We start from the raw sequence: 23416 nt of genomic DNA, 5'->3' as shown, positions 1-23416 counted from the left end.
TATTAAGCCCCTTTAACATGATGATGGTATGCGGTAAATATGTTTCACCTCTTCTATCATTTTAGAGAAGGTGAAATGTTGTAAATAATATTCGCGTCCGCATTCTGCTAAAGAATAGTAGAGTTTGTCATCTTGTAATAATGTTGCCAGTGCAGTTGCCAATTGTTCGACATCTCCATATGGTATAGAAATACCAGATTGATTTGGAACAATAACTTCTGGTAATCCGCCAATATTTGTCGCAATCACAGGCTTTTTCATAGCAATCGCTTCAATTGCTACGTAGGATAGCCCCTCATTTTTAGAAGGAATTACGATGATATCGTGTGCACTATATTCTTTAATAATGTCATCTCGAAAACCTAATAAAGAAACGGAATCATTTAATTGTAAAGAAGTCACTAAGTCTTCTAATGGAGTTTTTAATGGACCATCTCCAATAATGTTACAGTGCCATTGTAAAGAAGGGTACTTTGTTTTTAGTTTTTGTAAGCCGTGTATTAAAAATGGTTGTCCTTTTTCTTCACTTAACCTCCCAATTACAGCGATTTTCATCGGTTTATGAACAGATGGTAAATTGTTTAAATAAGGATCCTCTAAGCCATTATAAATTATTTTTAATTTATCTTTCTGAACTCCTTTTTGAAGGAGTTGCTGTTTCATAAACTGTGAAATACAAATGATGGTGTCATTATAACGAGTGAATATATTATTGCACCATTTTAAAGGAAGTGACATGGGGACATCCACATGGTATGTCCAAATGACACGGATGGATGCCCCTAATAACTTTGCTAAAATTGCAATATAATTTTCACGTAAAAATTGTGCGTGAACAATATCTACTTGCTCTTTTGCAATTATTTCTTTTAGTTTCCATGCAGTTTTTATATCAAAAGGGTGTTTCATTTCTATTTGATATATGGGTATATTTAATGCTTCAAACCTATGTAAGAAAGGACCAGGAGTAGAATATACAAGAATACAACATTCTGGATCCATAGATTGAATTAAATCTAGGACGTATTTTTCTGATCCACCATCCCCAACATAATTCAAAAGGTACATAATTTTATTCATTTATATCATTCCTTTTACCTAAAAATAGCGATAGCAATTGTTGTAGTTCTTTAATCTTTAACATGTAAGTGACTAATAAGTAAACGATGGCGCCAATCGCTATTGCTAATAAAATAAGCAACTTTGTATCATGTGTAAAATGAAGCATCAGCTTGGAAGTAAACAAGCTGATAAAGGATGCCACAATGCATTTGAATAAAAAGCCACCGTAGTACAAGTTTACTGCTTCTTTCTCTTTCATGAATTTTTGGAACATCCATAATAGTATGATTACTGTACTAGCCGATGCTATTGACGTAGATAGAGCTGCACCAGCTAAGCCCATTTTGTTAACGAGTATAATACATAATATAACATTTATAATCATGGAAAAAATTGATGCGTACATAATATATCGATTCAATTTTAAAGAAAATAGTAAACGATCAAGTAAATCTTTTAAAGGTTGCATGAGAGCGGCTAGCGCATAAAATTGCAATGCAGTTGCTGTCATCATAATAGAATCTTTCCCGAATTCACCATAGTTATAAACAACTTTGACAATTTGTTCTGTAAAAAAGGTAAAATAAATAAAAACGGGAATAAATAAATATAATAATACTTTTATATTCGTTTCCATTAAATTTACGAAATCTTTCCATTTTGAGTCAGTTACATAACCGACAAATTTAGGATACATAACTGTTAAGACTGGAGCAGCGATTAATCCAAGAGGAATGAAGTATAATTTTTGGGAATAATTAAGGGCTGCAATAGATCCTTCTTCTAATCCAGATACTAGTGTACGATCCACAAGTAGATTAATTTGAATAGACATACTTGTAATGAAAGCAGGAATACTCAACTTAATCATCGTTTTTAAAGAAGGGTCTTTCCAATCGATTACAAATCGATAGCGATACCCCTCGCGCTTAGAAGCAAAATAAACAAGTGTATTTTGTACAATGTTTCCGATAATAACGCCTAATGCGAGTGCGTAAATTCCAATCCAATTAACAAGGGAAACAAATATAATAAGGGTAATACCATTTAATACAACCCATTGCATGCTTGTAATGCGAAATTTATGTAAACTGTTCAAATAAGCATTAAAAATATCAATCATGAATGTACAGAATACAGTTGGGAAAATGATTTGTAATAGGTAAGCTGATAATAAAGCTGTTTGCTCTGGGAGCCCATTTGCAAATATTGAAATAAATAAGTTCGGCTGTAGTTCAATGAGCAAAAGCGGAATGAAAAAAATAAGTAGAACAATGTTTAAAAAATTATTCATAAATCGATATGCTTTAAGGGAATCTTTTCCCTTTAACTCCATAAAGATAGGAATGAAAGAAAAGGCGAAGGCCCCTGTGATACCAGTAAAAACAATAGTTGGTATATTTAAAGCTACAACGTATGCATCAACGGCATGGTTTGTACCGAAATAAGCTCCAAGTGTGATTTCTTTTGCAAAGCCAAGTAGCTTTCCTAAAGCTGTCCCAAGCGTAAAAAATAGTGTTACTATGAGAAATCTTTTTGTATGTTCTTGAGAGGATTCTCTCCCCATCTATAATCAAATCCTTACTTTAGTTTAATTCTTTTTCAAGCATAATTTATTTGTATCTAAAAATCAAATATATATGAAGAATAGAAAGTGCTAACCATATGAAAAAAGAGGCTATCTTCCAATAGAAGGATAGCCTCTTTAGTACGTAATAAAAACCCGATTAGGGAAGGGGAATAATGATCAAGGGAAACGGTATCTCATGCAAATATCAAAAAAACAACTTATGAAACGAAGTGACTGTTTCGATAAGCAGAACGGCGTACAGCATAGTATATGCGAGGTGCGATAATAGCACCGATAATTGTAAATGCAATATCTTTTACTGCAAACCACATCATAATCATCCAAGCAGCTTTATAACTCATATTACCACCCATAAAGAAATTGACTGCCCCGTACATATAAGTAGTACCGATAATATAAGTTAAAATGATTCCTGTGAAAGAGGCAATTGCAAATGTACTGAATGTTGGTCGTTCTTTTTGTTCTACTAGTTTTCCGGATACGTAAGCAACGATAATAAATGCAATAATAAAACCACCAGTAGGATCTAAAAGTGCTCCAAATCCAGCTTTGAAGTTAGCGAAGATTGGTGCACCAGCTAAGCCAACGAGCATATACACAGTCATTGATAATGCGCCAAGTCTACTTCCAAGAAGAAGCCCTGCTAAAATTGCGAAAAATGGTTGCATAGATAATGGGATGCCCGCCACTTGCAGGAATGGTGCCCAAGATACAATATTTGCACCAATGGCCATAAGAGCGACGAACATGGCAGCTAATGCTAAATCTAAAACATGAAATCTCCTCATAATGTTAACCTCCTGTTGTTTTTAGGTTAACATTATCGTAGCGAAAATATTTACTTGTTGTCAATCAAAATATTTTGATAAGAAGGCTTCAAATAATCTCTTAGCAACGTATACGGAATACGAAATTGAGGAATTCCGCTTGAATAAGGAGCAATCTCATATAAAGGGAAATAAATGACGAGATTGTCCGGTTCTAAAAAGAAGTGGAACTTTTTCGTGCTCATGACCTTTTCAGTTGCATCGGGAAAATAAATGCCTTCATTTTGTTTAATTTGTCTTACGATTTCAGCGCGGATTACTTCTTTATATTTATCTTCTTGTTGAAATAAATCATCTAAGCGTAGTAACTTTTTTTCTTTTAAATCAAATGTGTTTGCCTTCCACGTATAAAGACCGTGTGCTCCGCCTGTATATTGATAGTAATTCAAATATAGGCTGAGTAAGGGTGGTTTATTTAAGGAAACTTTATAATCAACATTCGCCACGTACGGATGAAAAGGTGTGCTAGATCCTTCCGTTTCTTTATAATATTTTTTTGCGTCTTTTTCTAATTTGGTTTTAAATTTGTCAGTAGATTTTTTGTAATAGAAATTGAGCTTATTTTGAAATTTAGAATCGGAAAAATTGTGAAAAGAAGGTCTGTTAATTTGATATTCTATATAAGGTTTCTTACCTTTTTGTGTTACAGTCTGAACATCGATTGTCAGGTTGGATGCTTTGGCTGCTAGTGCACAATTTGGTACAATAGTCAGCAAGGAGAACATAAGCAGTAATATACAAAATTTCTGTTTCATTTAGGTGAAACCTCCTTATATAAGTGTTATAAGTAGTTTGAAAATAAATAGGTAAAATTATACATTCAATTAAAGTAAGAGAAGGAGGAAACGATATGGGAAAAACTTTAATGGATTCACTTGGAATTGAGTTGTTAGAGATGACAGAAGATAAGGTGGTTGCTACGATGCCTGTTGATGAGCGTACGCATCAGCCGTTTGGTTTTTTACACGGCGGTGCATCTCTTGCATTAGCAGAAACAGTAGCAAGTGTCGGTTCGTACAATTTAATTGATCAAGAGAAATGTATTTGTTTCGGTCTAGAAATTAATGCAAATCACATTCGCTCAAAGAAAGATGGGATTGTAACAGCGATCGGGACACCGATACATAGAGGACATTCAACGATGGTTTGGGATGTACGTATTATTGATGAGAATGATGATTTACTATGTATATCAAGATGTACAGTAGCAATTAAAGAAAAACGTGAAAAGTAAAAAGAGGCGGCTCAATAGAGCGCCTCTTTTTTATAATTAGAACTGGATTTTCTTCTCTAAGAAGCCTTTTAGCTCGCTAATTGGCATACGAACTTGTTCCATTGTGTCACGGTCACGTACTGTAACAGCTTTGTCTTCAACTGAGTCGAAGTCGTAAGTGATACAGAATGGTGTACCGATTTCGTCTTGACGACGGTAACGTTTACCGATAGAACCAGTTTCGTCAAAGTCTACCATGAAGTCTTTAGCTAGTTCTGCGAATACTTCAGTAGCACCTTCAGATAGCTTTTTAGATAATGGTAAGATAGCTGCTTTGTATGGTGCTAAAGCAGGGTGGAAACGAAGAACTGTACGAGAATCATTTTCTAATTGCTCTTCTTCATATGCATCACATAAGAATGCTAATGTTACGCGGTCAGCACCTAAAGATGGCTCGATGCAGTACGGTACGTAACGCTCATTCGTTTGTGGATCGATATAGTTAAAGTCTTCATTAGAGTGTTCCATGTGACGTTTTAAATCGAAGTCTGTACGAGATGCTACGCCCCATAGTTCGCCCCAACCGAATGGGAATCTAAATTCAATATCAGTTGTTGCGTTACTGTAATGAGATAATTCCTCTTCACCGTGGTCACGAAGACGCATGCTTTCTTCAGTCATACCAAGTGAAAGTAACCAGTTCTTACAAGTTTCACGCCAGAATGCGAACCATTCTAAATCTTCACCAGGCTTACAGAAGAATTCAAGTTCCATTTGTTCGAATTCACGTGTACGGAATGTGAAGTTACCAGGCGTGATTTCGTTACGGAAGCTCTTACCGATTTGGCCAATACCAAATGGAAGTTTTTTACGCATAGAGCGTTGTACGTTTTTAAAGTTTACGAAAATACCTTGTGCTGTTTCAGGACGAAGGAAGATTTCGTTCGTGCTAGACTCTGTAACACCTTGGAATGTTTTGAACATTAAGTTGAACTGACGGATTTCAGTGAACTCTTCACTACCACAATCAGGACATTTTACTTCATGTTCTTTCATTAGGTCAGCCATTTGGTCGAAAGTAAGACCATCAACAACCATTTCGATGCCTTTTGCATCTAATGCATCTTCAATTAATTTGTCAGCACGGTGACGCGCTTTACATTTTTTACAGTCGATCATTGGATCGTTGAAGTTACCAACGTGACCAGAAGCGATCCAAGTTTTTGGGTTCATTAAAATAGCTGCGTCTAAACCAACGTTGTATGGAGATTCTTGAATGAATTTTTTCCACCAAGCTTTTTTAACGTTATTTTTTAATTCGATTCCAAGTGGACCGTAATCCCAAGTGTTTGCAAGACCACCGTAAATTTCAGAACCAGGGAAAACAAAACCGCGATGTTTCGCTAAGTTTACAACTTGTTCCATTGAATACATAATAAAATCCTCCTTTTGAAAGTTAACGTATTGGCGATGACGTGCTCTGGTACTTGTGAAACGAGCGGTATATGCTTTGAAAAACATAAAAAAAACGCTCATCCCAAGGCTTAATTGCCTAGGGACGAGCGTTTGCCCGCGGTTCCACCCTAGTTGATACACAACAGGTGCATCCACTTTATCACGTATTGCTCGAGACTGCCGTTTCCTTGCGGCTTCAGGCTTTCACTATCCCTGAATCGCTTTTTGTGCAAGTACTTATAAGTCCGTCATCGCTACTTATATTAATAATAATGAACATATTCTAACACGTTCTTTTTTAAATCTCAATAGAGGAACGCGTCTATCTATGATAGAGTCTCGCCTATTTTTTCGTGATTTATTCCGTAATTTTGTTTAATGTGCTTGATTGCTTCACGTTTACTAAGCGAGGCAAGCTCGTTATTTTGTACGTATTCCCAAACGACATCGGGCTTTGTTTTTGCATATTCGCGAAGGACCCAGCCAATCGCTTTTTGAATGAAAAATTCTTTTGAAGAATGTAGTTGTCCAATAATCCAGAAAAGAAGTTCTTCATCCATCTTTTGTTTATATTTTAGCTGGAATAAAATAGCGGCGCGTTGTAACCATATGTTATCTGATGCAATCCATTTTGGAATATAGGCGGAAATTAATTCTGGATGTTTTAAAAAGATATTCCCTAAAAATGTAGGGACGATGCTATCGACAGAATCCCACCAAGATTTTGTTACAATGAGTTCTTCTAAAAACGGGATATGAGTTTCGTTTATATGCTTTTTATATTTTTGCATAATATCGAGTGCAGCCGCTTGAAATTCACGTTCTGGTAAGTCCCAAAGTTCACGCACGATGATTTGGAAGTCTTTTTGATCTGGGAGAGTATGTATTTGGATGACGTCTTTTAATAACTGTCTTCTCTCGGGAGTTTGAATGCCGAGAAACGGGAAGTGATTTTTCATATAACGTGCCATCGGTTCTGCTTTTTCCGGATTTTTGTGAGCTATGAAATGTTCTTGTAGTGCTTTTACAAATGGATGCATCAGTTGTTCTCCTCTCTAATTATCTTACTCTTATTATTATACAGAGAGTTTGGTTGAATTTTAAAACATAACTTGCAATGGAATGAAATATGTTGAGAGTAGAGAGGAGAGGATAAGATGGAAGATCAGGGTTTACTAGCAGGTTTCTTTGCTCTTAGTTTTGCGTTTATTCTTGTTGTATTGATTTGGGCAATTATTGCGTATTTATTAACGGCTTTTGCACTGTATACGATGGCGAAAAATGATGGTGCAACGGATGGTGCTCTTGCGTTTATTCCTTTTTTAAATAGTAAGATATGGGGGGATTTAGCGAAAGATAAATTACCGGATTTCTTAAAAGAAGAAGCAGGATGGAAAGTATTCGGCATATATGTCGCGTGTTTCATTTTTAACTTCGTACCAATTCTATATTTATTAGCAACAGCTGTATCGATTGTACTATCTATTTATCTTATCTACGCTATTTTAGACAGGTACGGAACGAATTCTATATTATTTACAATTATTCATACAATCACATTTTCGGTTTTCTTACCGATACACTTATTTATTATTCGGAATGAGCCGGTAAGATATAACGAGTAGATATATGCGGGGAGCTGTTTCGAAGATATTTTGGAACAGCTTTTTATCGGTAAATCGATATTTCGTTGACTAAGAAAAGAGGGCTGCCACATAGGACAGCCCTTTTTCTACTACATAAGGTAGCGTAAATAAATATAAATATGAGAAATGATTAATGAAACGATCATAATTGGGAAGCCGACTTTAAGGAATTCCATGTAGCTAAATTTATGGCCCTCACGACTTGCGATACCTGCAACGATTACGTTAGCAGAAGCTCCGATTAATGTTCCGTTTCCACCTAGACAAGCACCTAATGCTAATGCCCACCATAATACGTCGATTTGTGCGTCAGAAGGTGATAAACCTAGCCCAACTGCCATATCGTTAATAAGCGGAATCATTGTTGCAACGAATGGAATGTTATCAATTGTTGCCGAGGCGATACCAGATACCCATAAAATAAGGATAGATGCTTGAGAAATATCTCCGCCCGTTATTCCAATTACTTTTTGAGCTAAGGTTTTGATAAGCCCGATATCGATAAGTCCTCCAACGAGTACGAATAGTCCTGCGAAGAAGAAGATTGTTACCCACTCTACACTTGCGAATACTTCTTCAATTTCATGTTCTTTCACACCGATTAGCATAAGTACAGTAGCACCAGTTAAGGCAATGATAGCTGCATCAACATGGAAGATAGAATGAGTCATGAAACCTACGATTGTAAGTCCAAGTACTGTTAAAGATTTTTTCATTAATACTGGATCTTTAATGTATTGCTTTTCATCTAGACTCATTAATTTTTTAACTTGTACAGGATCAGCAATTAATTGTTTACGGTACATGAAGTAAAGTATTGTCGCTGTAACAGCAATAATAATGATTACGATAGGTGCTAAGTTGAATAAGAAAGCATTGAAATCTAAATGCTTATTTGCAGAACCAATCATAATATTTGGCGGATCACCAATTAATGTTGCTGTTCCTCCAATGTTTGAAAAAATAATTTCAGAAAGTAAATAAGGAACAGGATTTACTTGCAGTATGCGCGTAATAGATAAAGTAACTGGAACAACAAGAAGTACAGTTGTAACGTTATCTAAAAATGCGGAACCAAGCGCAGTAAGTAAGGAAAGTGAAATTAAAATTTTAATTGGATTTCCTTGCGCTCCTTTTGCTGCTTTAATGGCAACGTATTGGAAGACACCCGATTTACTCGTAATGTTCACCAAAATCATCATACCGATGAGTAGTGTAATCGTCCCCCATTCAATATGTTTCGTAAAGGCGTTGTGTAAATCAACGACCCCCATAATTACCATGAGTGCTGCACCAAGAAGTGCGATGACAGCGCGATTAATTTTTTCAGAAATAATAATGGCATATGTAATTAAAAAGACTGCGATAGCAAAATAATACTGCCAGTTTGCGAGCTCTTGCGTTGTTTCGTGCAAAACTCTCATCTCCTTTCATTCACTTTTCTTAGTGTGTCAAAAATTAACTAGATGAAACACACATAACGTCATTATAAAGTAGAAAAAAGGGGGATGTAAATGAAAGGGCTTATTTTGTCATATTTTCTGCATCGTTCATTTTTTCTTATTTTTAAAAATATTTGTGGGCATTTGACATATATATAAGATACATCCAATCTGAATATTTAAAATGGAATTAGCATTCGAGCTTGTTCGTGTAGGAGTGTCAAATAGAAAGGAATGACAAAGATGATAAGGAAGGGATCGTATGGATGAACAACAATTTTTATTTTTGGATTTTGAGTTTACGATGCCCCAGCACAGAAAAAAACCAAAAGGATTTTTCCCGGAAATCATTGAGGTAGGACTCGTTTCGGTTGTTGGCTGTAAGGTAGAAGACACGTATTCAGCTCATGTTAGGCCGAAAACTTTTCCTTCTTTAACGGATCGATGTAAGAAATTTTTAGGAATTAAACAAGAAGTCGTAGATAAAGGAATTTCGTTTCCAGAACTTGTTGAAAAACTTGCAGAATATGAAAGGAGATGTAAACCAACCATTGTTACGTGGGGAAATATGGATATGAAAGTGTTGAAGCATAATTGTGAAATGGCAAGAGTAGACTTTCCGTTCTTAGGACAGTGTCGTGATTTATCACTTGAGTATAAGAAGTTTTTTGGGGAGAGAAATCAAACAGGATTGTGGAAAGCAATTGAGGCATATGGAAAAGCAGGGACGGGTAAGCATCATTGTGCGCTAGATGATGCGATGACGACGTATAATATTTTTAAATTAGTAGAAAAAGATAAAGAGTATTTAGTGAAACCAGCACCTCCAACATTGGGAGAACTCGTTGATTTTTCAAAAGTGTTAAAGAAAGTGAGTACACAGTAACGACCAAATTGCACAGTATGTAATTTGGTCGTTTTGTTTTTTTAAAGTTTGTAGTCTTTTTTTAACTGCTCTAATGTTTCTAGACTACGAACCGAAAAAGGTGAATCATCTTCAGAAAATGAATTCATTTGAGTTTCTAATGCTAATTTGAGTGACTCTGTATACTCTGGAATTTCTCCTTCATATTTCTTCACCATTTGCTCTGGAATGTTCGTCTGTTCACGGAAAGCTAAAGCACGTCTTTCATGGAAAAATGGTACGTCAGCTTGTTTTACGTTATGTAAGTCACCTTGCACCGGATGTTTTAAAACAGCTAACACTTTTACGACGTAACTGCCAGGACGGCTATTTGTAACTTCGCCGATGTATTTGCCAGTTTTATAAATACCAGTAACGATTTCACCAATTTCAAATGTTTCTCTCATATTTTTCACCTCAAGTTTATAGTAAGGAAAGTGTGCGAAGGAGTCAAAGAAATCATTCGCTTTCGGAATGCCCCCTTGAGAATATGGATAGGTTCCACTATAATTTTATATTATATAACAGAAAATTCTGATGTTTTATAAATCCTCTAATAAGGAGTGTTCTATTTATATGATGCCTTTATATTTTCCGGAAGATAAAACAGAATATATTATTCCAGGGATTGTTTGCGTTCTATTTATCATTGGTGCCGTTGCTACGTGGCGTATGTTCATTCGTGTATCCAAACGAGAAGCGGAGCGGTTACAGAAAGTTGAAGAAAAACTTTTAGCGGAAAAGAAACAGTAACTCATTTTTGTATGTTTCCCTCCATGCTCGGACAATCTAAGGGCAGAATATATTTTGGAGGGAATAGAATGAAAAAACGGCTTTTTTTCAGTTGTTGTTTATTATTTCTGATGGCAGGTTGTGACCAAGGAAAGCCGAAAGAAATTGACGTGAAATTACATAATGCTTCAGGCGATGAAGTGGGGACTGCGAAAGTAGTGCAGCAAACAAGCGGAGTGAAAATCACGATTAAAGGGGAAGGGTTCGCACCTGGCCCGCACGGCATGCATGTACACGAAATTGGTGAGTGTAAAGCACCACGTTTTGAATCATCTGGTAATCATTTTAATCCTGATGATAAAAAGCATGGACTTCTTAATCCGAAGGGTGCAGAAAACGGTGATTTACCGAACGTAATTGCAGACGGTTCTGGAAAGATTAAAGCGGAAATCAATGCACCACATATAACGCTGGAAGAAGGAAAAACGACGATTCATAGAAAAGATGGAGCGTCTATTATTATTACAGAAAATGCTGATGATGGTATGACACAACCGACAGGTAAATCCGGTGATCGAATTGCTTGTGGTGTCATTGTAAAAAAAGCGTCGGATATGAAGAAAAAGTAAAAGCTACCGTGCATGGTAGCTTTTTTTGTGAAACGTAATTGAAAATATATCAGCGGTTATTGGGATATATCGATTTGCCAACAAGAATTGAGAAAGGAGGCTGCCCACGATTGATTAGGGGGCAGCCTCCTTTCTTATTCTGAAAACGTATGGCGCAGTCTGTTTAAAATTTCTTCTAAAACAGATCTTGGACAGCCGATGTTAATTCGAATATGTTCTTCGCCGCCTAATCCGTATTTCTCACCAGGTTCAACGATGATTTTCCCTTTTTCCTCAAGCAATGTGGTGCGTTCGTTTTGAGAAAGCTGTAGGCGAGAGCAATCAATCCATAATAAAAAGCTACCTTCTGGTTTCGTTACAGAAAGAGTAGGTATGTGATCTTTAATATATTTACAAGCGAATTGAGCGTTATCTTCTATATATAATCGAATTTCATTTAGCCAATCGTTACATTCTGTATAGGCACTTTGCATCGCTGTATAGGCAAATGTATTTAATCCGTGGAAACCTTGTCTATATTGGATAGATATAAAGGTTTGACGGAGTTTTTCGTTTGGAATGATAATAATCGATGCCTGTAATCCAGCGATATTAAATGTTTTACTCGGAGCCATACAAGTAATCGTGCGCGCTGCTAATTCTTCAGATAAAGAAGCAAATGGTGTATGAGTACGATCTCCGTAAATAATATCGGCATGAATTTCATCCGCAACAACGATTACATTATATTTTGTACATAACGTGCCAAGTTGTGTGAGTTCCTCTTTTGACCAAACACGCCCGATTGGATTGTGAGGACTACAAAGAAGCATGAGTTTGACGCCTTGTTGAAATTGCTTTTCTAAATGATCGAAGTCTATCACATATGTATCATTTTGTTTCTGTAAAGGACTCACGCATAATTGTCTGTTGTTTGTTGTGACCATTTCGAAAAATGGGGGATAAATAGGTGGTTGTACGAGAACGGATTCGTTTTCCTTTGTGAAGGCCTGTATGCTCGTACTAAGAGCTGGAACGATTCCCGCGCTAAAGACAATCCAATCTTTTTGAATATCCCAGTTGTACTGTTTTTTTGTCCAGTTACAAATAATATCTCCAATATTTTCGGGAGGAAGTGTATAGCCGAAAATAGGATGCTCGATACGTTTCTTTAAAGCAGTCTGAATTGGTTGTGGTACTTCAAAATCCATATCAGCAATCCAAGCATGGAGAAGTTCTTCGTTTTTATACGTATCCCACTTCGTACTATGAGTTCCACGTCGATTGACTGTTTTATGAAATAGTTGCATAAGTTTGCCCCCTTCTTCTGTAAACCGTTAAGTTATGAAAGTTCTCTCTCTTCTTATAGAATAGCTGATGTGATAGGATAAAGAAAAGTATTAAAAAGTGAAAAGGCGGGAAGCGAATGGGTACATATGAAAAGATGATAGAGGTTGTGAAGAATTGGGATCCGTTTCAAATGGGACCGGAGTTTTATGAAACAGAAGCGAGCGATGTTGTGAACGTCGTAAGTGTGTTCGACGATCCAAAATACATCGCAAAAAAGATTCAACATATATACTTTATGTCTTTTGAGGAAGTACCTGCGCTTGGAAAATGTGAGAAGTTAGCTGTGGAATTACTTGTAATAAAAGAAGGCGGAAGTTGTTCATTGTAGGCTGTCGGAATTTCCGACAGCCTTTTGTATTATTGTGCAGAAAAAGCGATAATTTCTTCATAAACAAGTTCAGGCTTTTCTTCAGGTAGTAAATGTCCTGTGTTTTCGTAAGAAATAAATTTCGAGTTTGGTAAATCTTTGTGTAGCCGATGACCTACATGTACAGGGACGACACGATCTTTTTCACCCCAAATGAGTAGTGTAGGTGTTTCAATTTTTTGTAATTCAGTTGAAGATAAATCACCTTCACGGTCTCTTATCATACGAGTTAAAGCAGGGAATATACGGTTGTCATAAAAAGGAGCGGAGTAACCCTCCTTCATTTCATCGTCAATTAATGAGTGATCATGAACGACATTCATTAAGTTATGAACAATGCCGCGCCGTATAATCCAGTTCTTTACGTATAAATGAAAGAACGGTAAATAAGAAGAGTATAGTAAAGGTAAGGTTGCGCGTGCTAAATAGCTAGAGCTGCATAGTAAAATTGTCTTTGAAATTAATTCAGGGCGTATACGGTTTACATAGAGAGAAATTTGTCCACCCATAGAATGCCCAACTAACACAATATTTGAGAGAGATAAATGTTCAATTAAATCGATAATAACCGTTGCTAAATTATGATAAGAATATTTAAAGAGATAAGACTTATCACTTTTTCCGAACGGTGGCAAATCAAGAGCTAGTACTGTTCCTGCTTTCGATAATAAAGGAATGAGGCGGCGGTAACTGAATGAGGAAGATAAAAAGCCGTGAACGAGTACGAAAGTAGGACGTTCCGTTTTGTTGTCATGTTCATACAATTCGTAATGAATAGTAGTGCCGCGAGTGGAAAAAGTGAAATAAGGACAAGTATATTCGTGATTCATTTTTTGTCACTCCATTGATTTTTGTTCATATCATCTCCAAGGCAGAAAAAAATATGTTAACAAAAAAAGGCAAGATGACGATGTCATCTTGCCTTTCGTTTATTCATCATTACCCGCGAACAATATTAGGCGGTGTTTTTCCTTGTAACCCTGCAACTAAATTTTCAGCGGCTGTCATAGCCATTTGCTGCCTAGTTTTTAACGTTGCAGATCCAATATGCGGTAAAGTCACGACATTTTGTAATGATAAGAGCGGATTATCTTTTTGAATCGGCTCTTGTGTAAACGTATCAATGCCTGCTGCAAAGATTTTCTTTTCTGTTAACGCTTGGATTAACGCTTCTTCATCTACTGTTTTTCCGCGAGAGGCATTAATGAAGATTGCTGTTTCTTTCATTAATGAAAATTCCTTTTCTCCGATAAGATGATACGTTTCATCTGTTAATGGAGTAAGAAGAACAATAAAATCAGATTGTTTGAGTAACGTCTGTAAATCACAATATGTAGCATCGAATTTTTGTTCAGCTTCTTCTTTACGGCGACGGTTATAATACAGAACATTCATATCAAATCCGAATTTCGCTCGTTTTGCAACGGCTTCTCCAATTCGTCCCATTCCGATAATACCGATTGTACTATGGTGTACATCCAGCCCGAAGTGCTCTTTTCCGATTTCGGCGTTCCATTCACCATTTTTCACGTAGGAGTCGAGTTCGCAGACGCGGCGACCAGCAGATAACATAAGAGCGAAAACAAGGTCTGCTACTGTATCATCTAATACATATGGTGTATTCGTTCCAATGACATTGCGCTTTTCCATTGCTTGTAAATCAAAATTATCGTAACCGACAGAAATGTTGCTTACTACTTTTAAGTTAGGAGCTACATTTAATAATTCTTCATTAATAGCAGATCCGAAATTTAATAATCCATCTTTATCTTGTATTTTCTCTAGTAGAACATCACGAGGTACCTTCTCATTTTGCTCCCATTTTTCATAATCACAGTGTTCTAATAAATAGTTTTCTACAAATGTTGGAACTGGTTCAGCAATATAAACTTTTGGTTTCACGGTTCCATCCCCTTTCGCTTTATCACGCATTTTTCCGCTGATTAAAGTTTCACTTTATTTTGACATAATTCACTAAAAAAATCTTCTTTTCAAACTGGAAAGGGTATTTGTATAATTTAGACACAAACGAAAAGGAAGGATGATTTATATGGTGACAGAAAAAGAATTAGAATTATTAGCTTGTCTTGAAAAAAGTAGTCGATTATCTGTAGATACATTAGCAAAGCTGTTAAATATAGAAGTAAAAGAAGTAAAGAAGATGGTTGAAAAATTAGAAGCGGAAAAGATTATTGTGGATTATGTAACACATATCGATTGGACGAAGGTAAAAGAACATACAGGTTTAACGGCGATGATCGATGTGAAAGTTACGCCAAAGCGCGGCGTTGGGTTCGATGCGGTTGCTGAACAAATTTATCGTTATTCAGAAGTGAAATCTGTGTATTTAATGTCAGGGACATACGATCTTTCTATTACATTAGAAGGAAAGACAATGGGAGAAGTAGCGATGTTTGTTTCTGAGAAATTAGCAACAATTGAATCTGTCGTTTCTACAACAACGCATTTCATTTTGAAAAAGTATAAACATGAGGGAATTATTTACGAAAAAAACGATGATGATAAGCGCATTGTGGTGACACCATGAAGCAATTTGAACTATCTAGAACGGCAGAAGCTTTACAACCATCTGGTATTCGAAAGTTTTTCGATTTAGCAGCAAATATGAAAGGTGTTATTTCTCTTGGAGTAGGAGAGCCTGACTTTGTTACACCTTGGAATGTAAGGCAAGCATGCATCCGTTCTTTAGAACAAGGATATACGTCATATACAGCAAATGCAGGATTATTGGAACTTCGTCAAGAAATAGCAAAGTATCTAAAAAAACAATTTGCAGTATCTTATGATCCGAACGATGAAATCATTGTTACAGTTGGAGCGAGTCAGGCGTTAGATGTAGCGATGCGCGCCATTATAAATCCTCATGATGAAGTACTCATTATTGAACCAAGTTTCGTTTCTTATGCACCGCTTGTGACATTAGCTGGAGGAGTTCCGGTTCCTGTGGCAACGACTTTAGAAAACGAGTTTAAAGTACAACCAGAACAAATTGAAGCAGCTATTACAGCGAAAACAAAGGCAATTTTGCTTTGTTCACCAAATAACCCAACAGGTGCAATGTTAAATAAATCCGAGCTTGAAGAAATAGCAGTGATTGTTGAAAAGTACAATTTAATCGTATTATCTGATGAAATTTATGCAGAGCTTGTATATGACGAAGTATATACAAGTTTCGCGAGTATTAAAAATATGCGCGAGCATACAATTTTAATTTCGGGATTTTCAAAAGGGTTTGCGATGACAGGATGGCGTCTCGGTATGATTGCAGCTCCTGTACAATTTTCGGAATTAATGCTCAAAATTCATCAATATTCCATGATGTGTGCACCGACAATGTCTCAGTTCGCAGCACTTGAAGCGTTACGCGCGGGGAATGATGAAGTAATTCGGATGAGAGATAGTTATAAGAAACGCCGTAATTTTATGACGACATCGTTTAATGAAATGGGTTTAACGTGTCATGTGCCGGGCGGAGCATTTTATGTCTTTCCTTCTATTTCTTCAACTGGACTATCTTCGGCAGAATTTGCAAAACGGTTATTATTAGAAGAAAAGGTGGCTGTTGTACCTGGAAGTGTATTTGGCGAAAGTGGTGAAGGATTTATTCGTTGCTCGTATGCAACATCGCTTGAACAACTTATGGAAGCAATGAAGAGAATGGAACGGTTTATAGAAAATAAAAAAAGGACAAAACATAATACGTTTTGTCCATAAAAGGGGGGGAATACTAGAAAGCCATGTGTTAGTATTCTATCCCAATATTAGAAAATTATACGTACTCTAGGAAATTTTTCGTTAATTTTGAATGAGTTCTGTCATAGTGGTATAATTTACTAATATAAGGTATGCGTATCCTGAGTAGCTTTACTTAGGGTACGTACTAACTAATCGGATATTTAACAATAAATCATCTGCTTTGCTATCTACAATTGTAGAGAAAATGGTAAACGTATGGGAGTGTTTCATATGTCAGAACAATATACAACTGGAGTGGTTGTAACAGGGAAAGTGACTGGGATTCAAGATTACGGAGCATTTGTAGCGTTAGATGCAGAAACACAAGGGCTTGTGCATATATCTGAAATTACAAATGGATATGTAAAGGATATTCATGACTTTTTAAAAGTCGGCGATACAGTAGAAGTAAAAGTACTTTCAATTGATGAAGAACACAGAAAAATGAGTTTATCGTTAAAAGCGGCGAGAAGAAAACAAGGGCGGATTCTTATACCGAATCCATCTGAGAACGGATTTAATACGCTGCGTGAAAAGTTAACAGAATGGATTGAAGAGTCCGAGTTAACAAAATAAAAGAGGAGCGCATATGAGCGTTCCTCTTTTACTTTATCTTATGATATATATTTGCAAATATGATTGCATGCAATCATATTCGTATGTCGGAGGTGAAGTAAGGACATACTGACTAGCGAATTTCGTTCGTTTCTGGGTGAGTGCCAAGATTTTCTGATGGTTTAAAGAGTAAACCAAGATTGATAAGCCCAGAAATACCAACGATGCCGTAAATAATACGGGAAAGAGCTGAATTTTGTCCACCGAAAATGGCTGCCACTAAGTCAAACTGGAAGAACCCGATTAGTCCCCAGTTCACAGCGCCAATTACAGTAAAGACTAATGCGATACGTTGCAGAGTACTCATGAAAAAGCCCCCCTTAATTGTGAAGCATGAGCAAGCGATGAGTTAATTAACTCCTTTATAGAATGGCGTAGTTATGTTGTTTTTATACATAAAAAATATAAGAAAAAGGATGTATATACATCTATACATAAAAATAAGAATTTTTATGCAAAAAATGAACTTTTTCTAAAAAATATATTTTGGTTACGTTTACAATGGTTGAATCGCTTGATTTACAACTTCAGTTTCGCTAAAGTGAATACAGAAATACATATCCATAATTGGAGGGAAAAAGATGAGTACACATGTAACGTTCGACTATTCTAAAGCGTTATCCTTCATCGGTGAACATGAAATCACTTATTTGCGTGATGCAGTGAAAGTAACACATCATGCAATCCACGAAAAAACTGGAGCTGGGAACGATTTCCTTGGGTGGGTAGACCTTCCGCTTCAATATGACAAAGAAGAATTTGCTCGCATTCAAAAATGTGCAGAAAAAATTAAAAATGACTCTGACATTTTACTTGTTGTAGGTATTGGTGGTTCTTACCTAGGAGCACGTGCAGCAATCGAAATGTTAAACCATTCTTTCTACAACACACTTTCTAAAGAACAACGTAAAACTCCACAAGTGCTATTTGTTGGACAAAACATTAGCTCCACTTACATGAAAGATTTAATGGATGTATTAGAAGGTAAAGACTTCTCTATTAACGTTATTTCCAAATCAGGTACAACAACAGAGCCGGCACTAGCATTCCGTATTTTCCGTAAGTTATTAGAAGAAAAGTATGGAAAAGAAGAAGCTCGCAAACGTATTTATGCAACGACAGATAAAGCACGTGGTGCATTAAAAACATTAGCTGATAATGAAGGTTACGAAACATTCGTTATTCCAGATGATGTTGGAGGCCGTTTCTCTGTATTAACGCCAGTTGGTTTATTACCAATCGCAGTTAGTGGCTTAAATATTGAAGAGATGATGAAAGGTGCAGCTGCTGGTCATGGTGACTTCGGTACATCAGAACTAGAAGAAAACCCAGCTTATCAATACGCAGTAGTTCGTAACGCTTTATACAATAAAGGAAAAACAATTGAAATGCTTGTTAACTATGAGCCAGCACTTCAATACTTCTCTGAATGGTGGAAACAGTTATTTGGCGAAAGTGAAGGAAAAGATCAAAAAGGTATTTTCCCATCTTCAGCAAACTTCTCAACTGACTTACACTCATTAGGTCAATACGTTCAAGAAGGTCGTCGTGACTTATTCGAAACAGTTCTGAAAGTAGGTAAATCTACACATGAACTAACAATCGAATCAGAAGAAAACGATTTAGATGGATTAAACTACCTTGCTGGTGAAACTGTAGACTTCGTAAACACGAAAGCATACGAAGGTACATTACTTGCACATAGCGATGGTGGCGTACCAAACTTAATCGTAAATATCCCTGAATTAAATGAGTACACATTCGGTTACCTTGTATACTTCTTCGAAAAGGCATGTGCGATGAGCGGCTACTTATTAGGCGTAAATCCATTTGACCAACCAGGAGTAGAAGCATATAAGAAAAACATGTTTGCTTTACTTGGTAAACCAGGATTTGAAAAGTTAAAAGCAGAATTAGAAGAGCGTTTAAAATAATAAAAAGCGACCGGAATCCGGTCGCTTTTTATTATTTTATCGAAAAGTCCATCGGTATATTCAAACTAGAGTGGGTATGCTAAAGAAAAAGTCTAGGAGGGATGGGCTTGATTCCGATTCAATCAAATTTAGAAGGACGTACATATGCGTTATATAAGTTAGAAGAGATAATGAAGCCACTTGGGTATAACATTGGTGGCAATTGGGATTACGATAAAGGATGCTTTGATTACAAAATCGATGAAGAAGATGGATATCAATTTTTACGAGTGCCATTTACAGCAGTGAATGGCGAATTAGATGTACCTGGTGTAATAGTCCGTCTTGGTACGCCTTATATTCTTTCGCACGTATATCAAGACGAACTAGATGATCACGTAAATACTTTAACGGCTGGAACGAGTGGAATGGATCAATTTGCTGAGCCGAAAGATCCAGATGGAGATGTGAAAAGAAAATATATCAATATTGGGAAAGTGCTCATGCAGGAACTAGAAAAACATTTTCTTAATGGTGAATAACAATGAGTATGTCGCTTTCAATGAGAACAAAGGAATGGACTGGATTAATCATATATTGTTCGTCGCGTTTTATACCTAGTAAGAGAATATTTTGCTTTAAAAGAGTATAGCTACAATTTGCAAAAGTTTGTCCAGTGCAGGAAGGATAAAGCTCCATCAGTTGTAATTTGTTATCAGAGATTTCATCGTAAAGTGAGAATAGTACGCCTGAAATGGAAGGGAATAAAAGAGAAGCGGTAAATACGTAGCTCGTTAATTTATTTCCTTCTATAATTTCTGATACACCAGCTCTAGTTGCATTTTGTATTTGTTCAGAAGTAAGAAGTTCAGCGATGCAGTGAATGTTTGGATTAAGACCTTTTGCAGTTAAAATATTTAAAATGGACTGTGTATCTGCTAAGCTTTCATTTTTTTCTTTATCAGCTGTTATTAATATAGTGTGAGCAGTTGTAATATTAGCTTTTAATAAAGTTTGATCGTGATGCGGGCAACCCTTTATAAATTCTAAATGATGAAATGGTTTTGGAAGTAAAGAAAGTGTTTCATCAATTAAAACGATATCAAGGTTCGGTTGTAAGATGTGCATTTGTTTTACAACATGTTTTGCCCGTTCATTCCAACCCACGATAATCATATGACCGTTAGAGGTAGCGGCTTCTTCTCCTTTAATTTTCATATATTGTTTATTAATCATATCAGTGGCGAACAGAACCATATAATAAGAACAAAAACCGGTTCCAAATAAAATAATACCCATACCGATAAGTTTGCCTATTAGTGTATGCGGGGCAAAGTCACCATAGCCAACGGTGAAAATGGTAACGATTGACCACCAAACTCCATCAAACCATGTGGTGAAGTGCGATGGCTCTAATCTATGTATAAGGAAGCCAGAAAAAGCAGTAAGTACAACAATAAAGCAAACTAAACGAAAAATAATGGAATCACGAAATGTATCTACTAAATTTGGACGGGATTTCAAACTCTTATTCCTCCTTACTTTGCAGGGCTACATTCATTGTTACCATTATAGAAAAAAGAAAAACTCTCTAATTTAAAAGAGAGTTTGTTTTACATTACATACTTTCTAATTCAGTTTGTTGGACACTTTCAAGATGCTGGAGGGCGTAGTAAACATCAGCAGTATGCCTTTTTTGATCGATGGATAATTTCAAATGTAAATAGTGAGAGCCATTCTCCAATGTTTTGAGCTTCATATTCTTAACTTTTATATCCATTTCTTTTATTTCTTCAATTACAATTGGGATATTGTCCATATTTCGCACAACAAGTTTTACTGCGATATCACGTTGACGAAATGATCTCGGTCCTACAAATTTCATTGCTAATGGTATAAGTTCAACGCTAATCATAAGGAAACACATTCCGAAAATCGCTTCGATATAGAATCCAGCCCCAACAGCAATACCAATACCAGAAGCACCCCAAATCATAGCAGCAGTCGTTAGTCCTGCAATGCTATCGTTTCCTCTTCGTAAAATAACACCGGCACCTAAAAAACCGATTCCTGATACAATTTGAGCGGCAAGTCGAAGTGGATCCATATTCATATGATCGGTATGTGGTAAATTGTAAGCCGCTTTAATAGAAACAATCGTCAGGAGGCAACTAATGATAGAAATAACTAAACAAGTTTTTAAACCAAGTGGTTTTCGTTTTAATTCGCGCTCTAAACCGATAGCGAACCCTAAAATAGCCGAGAGACCTAGTTTGATTAATAAATCGGCATAGTCCATATATATTCCTCCTTGTATGATATGGTATATAAATAAAACATTTATTATAGAAAGAAATGCTTTTGATAGAGTTACTTTATATAGAATATATGTAGGAATTATTTATACATGAAAGAGATATTTCGTTTAAGTATATGATATTAACAAAGAAATTAGGGTGATCTAAAAAAAAGTTTATAAAAGGTGTTGCATTTCGAATTTCACCATGATATATTAATAACCGTCGCTGATGCGGAAACGCAGAAAACGACAAAAAAGAAATTGAAAAACTTAGTTGACATCGAAAAACGAAGATGTTAACATAAGGAAGTCGCAAATGAGCGACTGAGTAGTTCTTTGAAAACTGAACGAAACAAACAACGTGAAACGTCAATTTTTATTTTTAGATGCTAGACAAACTAACTTTATTGGAGAGTTTGATCCTGGCTCAGGATGAACGCTGGCGGCGTGCCTAATACATGCAAGTCGAGCGAATGGATTGAGAGCTTGCTCTCAAGAAGTTAGCGGCGGACGGGTGAGTAACACGTGGGTAACCTGCCCATAAGACTGGGATAACTCCGGGAAACCGGGGCTAATACCGGATAATATTTTGAACTGCATGGTTCGAAATTGAAAGGCGGCTTCGGCTGTCACTTATGGATGGACCCGCGTCGCATTAGCTAGTTGGTGAGGTAACGGCTCACCAAGGCAACGATGCGTAGCCGACCTGAGAGGGTGATCGGCCACACTGGGACTGAGACACGGCCCAGACTCCTACGGGAGGCAGCAGTAGGGAATCTTCCGCAATGGACGAAAGTCTGACGGAGCAACGCCGCGTGAGTGATGAAGGCTTTCGGGTCGTAAAACTCTGTTGTTAGGGAAGAACAAGTGCTAGTTGAATAAGCTGGCACCTTGACGGTACCTAACCAGAAAGCCACGGCTAACTACGTGCCAGCAGCCGCGGTAATACGTAGGTGGCAAGCGTTATCCGGAATTATTGGGCGTAAAGCGCGCGCAGGTGGTTTCTTAAGTCTGATGTGAAAGCCCACGGCTCAACCGTGGAGGGTCATTGGAAACTGGGAGACTTGAGTGCAGAAGAGGAAAGTGGAATTCCATGTGTAGCGGTGAAATGCGTAGAGATATGGAGGAACACCAGTGGCGAAGGCGACTTTCTGGTCTGTAACTGACACTGAGGCGCGAAAGCGTGGGGAGCAAACAGGATTAGATACCCTGGTAGTCCACGCCGTAAACGATGAGTGCTAAGTGTTAGAGGGTTTCCGCCCTTTAGTGCTGAAGTTAACGCATTAAGCACTCCGCCTGGGGAGTACGGCCGCAAGGCTGAAACTCAAAGGAATTGACGGGGGCCCGCACAAGCGGTGGAGCATGTGGTTTAATTCGAAGCAACGCGAAGAACCTTACCAGGTCTTGACATCCTCTGAAAACCCTAGAGATAGGGCTTCTCCTTCGGGAGCAGAGTGACAGGTGGTGCATGGTTGTCGTCAGCTCGTGTCGTGAGATGTTGGGTTAAGTCCCGCAACGAGCGCAACCCTTGATCTTAGTTGCCATCATTAAGTTGGGCACTCTAAGGTGACTGCCGGTGACAAACCGGAGGAAGGTGGGGATGACGTCAAATCATCATGCCCCTTATGACCTGGGC

At 37.0% G+C, this 23416-nt stretch carries 25 protein-coding genes and 1 rRNA gene; 12 read left to right on the top strand and 14 right to left on the bottom strand.

Going from position 1 to position 23416, the window contains the following annotated elements; genetic code table 11:
• Positions 1-12 precede the first annotated feature (12 nt).
• From JDS82_RS14560 to JDS82_RS14545, 4 genes are all read right to left on the bottom strand, one after another.
• Positions 13-1080, bottom strand: coding sequence for a glycosyltransferase (locus JDS82_RS14560; RefSeq protein WP_001033743.1), 1068 nt, complete (start codon positions 1078-1080; stop codon positions 13-15).
• Complete coding sequence (gene murJ / locus JDS82_RS14555) at positions 1073-2629, bottom strand: murein biosynthesis integral membrane protein MurJ (protein ID WP_000532294.1); 1557 nt, start codon at positions 2627-2629, stop codon at positions 1073-1075. The genes JDS82_RS14560 and murJ overlap by 8 nt, the downstream gene beginning before the upstream one ends.
• Positions 2630-2850: 221 nt before the next feature.
• Positions 2851-3441, bottom strand: a complete 591-nt coding sequence (locus JDS82_RS14550; RefSeq protein ID WP_001252152.1) for a biotin transporter BioY — start codon at positions 3439-3441, stop codon at positions 2851-2853.
• 50 nt (positions 3442-3491) lie between these two features.
• Positions 3492-4235 (bottom strand): DUF3298 and DUF4163 domain-containing protein, encoded by a 744-nt coding sequence (locus JDS82_RS14545; RefSeq protein ID WP_000810340.1) that lies wholly within the window; start codon positions 4233-4235, stop codon positions 3492-3494.
• A gap of 95 nt (positions 4236-4330) precedes the next feature.
• Here JDS82_RS14545 and JDS82_RS14540 point away from each other — a divergent pair, with 95 nt between their 5' ends.
• Positions 4331-4714 carry a hotdog fold thioesterase gene (locus JDS82_RS14540; RefSeq protein ID WP_000520763.1) on the top strand — a complete coding sequence of 128 codons (384 nt, stop codon included), beginning with the start codon at positions 4331-4333 and terminating at the stop codon, positions 4712-4714.
• A 36-nt stretch (positions 4715-4750) separates the two neighbouring features.
• Here the strand turns inward: JDS82_RS14540 and JDS82_RS14535 are convergent, their stop codons facing one another.
• Both JDS82_RS14535 and JDS82_RS14530 read right to left on the bottom strand, forming a co-directional pair.
• Positions 4751-6127 carry a glycine--tRNA ligase gene (locus JDS82_RS14535; protein WP_000287155.1) on the bottom strand — a complete coding sequence of 459 codons (1377 nt, stop codon included), beginning with the start codon at positions 6125-6127 and terminating at the stop codon, positions 4751-4753.
• 347 nt (positions 6128-6474) lie between these two features.
• Complete coding sequence (locus JDS82_RS14530; RefSeq protein ID WP_048566606.1) at positions 6475-7188, bottom strand: DNA alkylation repair protein; 714 nt, start codon at positions 7186-7188, stop codon at positions 6475-6477.
• A 117-nt stretch (positions 7189-7305) separates the two neighbouring features.
• On the opposite strand from JDS82_RS14530, the gene JDS82_RS14525 reads away from it, so the two are divergent.
• Positions 7306-7773: a hypothetical protein gene (locus JDS82_RS14525; protein WP_000390058.1), complete on the top strand. Its 468-nt coding sequence runs from the start codon at positions 7306-7308 to the stop codon at positions 7771-7773.
• Positions 7774-7883: 110 nt separating this feature from the next.
• On the opposite strand, the gene JDS82_RS14520 is transcribed toward JDS82_RS14525, so the two are convergent.
• Entirely contained in the window at positions 7884-9209 is a 1326-nt protein-coding gene (locus JDS82_RS14520; RefSeq protein WP_000545213.1) for an ArsB/NhaD family transporter, read from the bottom strand.
• Between the two features lie 289 nt (positions 9210-9498).
• Between JDS82_RS14520 and kapD the strand changes: the two genes are divergently transcribed.
• Entirely contained in the window at positions 9499-10122 is a 624-nt protein-coding gene (gene kapD / locus JDS82_RS14515) for a 3'-5' exonuclease KapD (protein ID WP_000344317.1), read from the top strand.
• A 41-nt stretch (positions 10123-10163) separates the two neighbouring features.
• Here kapD and kapB read toward each other — a convergent pair whose 3' ends face one another.
• The gene (kapB, locus tag JDS82_RS14510) at positions 10164-10547 is read right to left on the bottom strand and encodes a kinase-associated lipoprotein KapB (RefSeq protein WP_001209346.1); all 384 of its coding nucleotides are present in this window, start codon (positions 10545-10547) and stop codon (positions 10164-10166) included.
• Positions 10548-10716: 169 nt separating this feature from the next.
• Between kapB and JDS82_RS14505 the strand changes: the two genes are divergently transcribed.
• Both JDS82_RS14505 and sodC read left to right on the top strand, forming a co-directional pair.
• Entirely contained in the window at positions 10717-10893 is a 177-nt protein-coding gene (locus JDS82_RS14505) for a hypothetical protein (RefSeq protein WP_000982763.1), read from the top strand.
• Between the two features lie 68 nt (positions 10894-10961).
• Positions 10962-11501 (top strand): superoxide dismutase [Cu-Zn], encoded by a 540-nt coding sequence (gene sodC, locus JDS82_RS14500; protein WP_000746514.1) that lies wholly within the window; start codon positions 10962-10964, stop codon positions 11499-11501.
• A gap of 134 nt (positions 11502-11635) precedes the next feature.
• On the opposite strand, the gene JDS82_RS14495 is transcribed toward sodC, so the two are convergent.
• A complete protein-coding gene (locus JDS82_RS14495; RefSeq protein WP_199713499.1) occupies positions 11636-12790 on the bottom strand; it encodes a MalY/PatB family protein in 1155 nt (384 codons plus the stop codon).
• 116 nt (positions 12791-12906) lie between these two features.
• Between JDS82_RS14495 and JDS82_RS14490 the strand changes: the two genes are divergently transcribed.
• Positions 12907-13158, top strand: a complete 252-nt coding sequence (locus tag JDS82_RS14490) for a YugE family protein (protein ID WP_000537643.1) — start codon at positions 12907-12909, stop codon at positions 13156-13158.
• A 29-nt stretch (positions 13159-13187) separates the two neighbouring features.
• On the opposite strand, the gene JDS82_RS14485 is transcribed toward JDS82_RS14490, so the two are convergent.
• Both JDS82_RS14485 and JDS82_RS14480 read right to left on the bottom strand, forming a co-directional pair.
• Positions 13188-14027, bottom strand: a complete 840-nt coding sequence (locus tag JDS82_RS14485) for an alpha/beta fold hydrolase (RefSeq protein WP_199713498.1) — start codon at positions 14025-14027, stop codon at positions 13188-13190.
• A 109-nt stretch (positions 14028-14136) separates the two neighbouring features.
• Entirely contained in the window at positions 14137-15129 is a 993-nt protein-coding gene (locus JDS82_RS14480) for a 2-hydroxyacid dehydrogenase (RefSeq protein ID WP_064057630.1), read from the bottom strand.
• Between the two features lie 118 nt (positions 15130-15247).
• Between JDS82_RS14480 and JDS82_RS14475 the strand changes: the two genes are divergently transcribed.
• The 3 genes from JDS82_RS14475 to yugI all read left to right on the top strand — a co-directional run bounded on the left by JDS82_RS14475 (position 15248) and on the right by yugI (position 17529).
• The gene (locus JDS82_RS14475) at positions 15248-15745 is read left to right on the top strand and encodes an Lrp/AsnC family transcriptional regulator (protein WP_000255704.1); all 498 of its coding nucleotides are present in this window, start codon (positions 15248-15250) and stop codon (positions 15743-15745) included.
• Entirely contained in the window at positions 15742-16932 is a 1191-nt protein-coding gene (locus tag JDS82_RS14470; protein WP_199713497.1) for an aminotransferase, read from the top strand. The genes JDS82_RS14475 and JDS82_RS14470 overlap by 4 nt, the downstream gene beginning before the upstream one ends.
• A 252-nt stretch (positions 16933-17184) precedes the next feature.
• Complete coding sequence (yugI, locus tag JDS82_RS14465) at positions 17185-17529, top strand: S1 domain-containing post-transcriptional regulator GSP13 (RefSeq protein WP_000003769.1); 345 nt, start codon at positions 17185-17187, stop codon at positions 17527-17529.
• A 112-nt stretch (positions 17530-17641) separates the two neighbouring features.
• Here yugI and JDS82_RS14460 read toward each other — a convergent pair whose 3' ends face one another.
• Positions 17642-17875 carry a DUF378 domain-containing protein gene (locus JDS82_RS14460; RefSeq protein ID WP_000105789.1) on the bottom strand — a complete coding sequence of 78 codons (234 nt, stop codon included), beginning with the start codon at positions 17873-17875 and terminating at the stop codon, positions 17642-17644.
• 274 nt (positions 17876-18149) lie between these two features.
• Between JDS82_RS14460 and JDS82_RS14455 the strand changes: the two genes are divergently transcribed.
• Entirely contained in the window at positions 18150-19502 is a 1353-nt protein-coding gene (locus JDS82_RS14455; protein ID WP_000103656.1) for a glucose-6-phosphate isomerase, read from the top strand.
• Positions 19503-19609: 107 nt separating this feature from the next.
• Entirely contained in the window at positions 19610-20023 is a 414-nt protein-coding gene (locus JDS82_RS14450) for a YugN-like family protein (RefSeq protein ID WP_000612330.1), read from the top strand.
• On the opposite strand, the gene JDS82_RS14445 is transcribed toward JDS82_RS14450, so the two are convergent.
• Positions 20010-21005 carry a potassium channel family protein gene (locus tag JDS82_RS14445; protein WP_000842338.1) on the bottom strand — a complete coding sequence of 332 codons (996 nt, stop codon included), beginning with the start codon at positions 21003-21005 and terminating at the stop codon, positions 20010-20012. The genes JDS82_RS14450 and JDS82_RS14445 overlap by 14 nt on opposite strands.
• A 94-nt stretch (positions 21006-21099) precedes the next feature.
• Complete coding sequence (locus tag JDS82_RS14440; RefSeq protein WP_000384160.1) at positions 21100-21780, bottom strand: MgtC/SapB family protein; 681 nt, start codon at positions 21778-21780, stop codon at positions 21100-21102.
• A gap of 404 nt (positions 21781-22184) precedes the next feature.
• Between JDS82_RS14440 and JDS82_RS14435 the strand changes: the two genes are divergently transcribed.
• Positions 22185-23416: ribosomal RNA gene (locus JDS82_RS14435) — 16S ribosomal RNA — on the top strand; the annotation flags it as partial.

Origin of the sequence: Bacillus cereus group sp. N14 (assembly GCF_016483555.1) — a bacterium.
GTDB lineage: Bacteria > Bacillota > Bacilli > Bacillales > Bacillaceae_G > Bacillus_A > Bacillus_A wiedmannii.
Note: the sequence above shows the minus strand (reverse complement) of the source record. Positions and strands in the feature narration are given on the sequence as shown.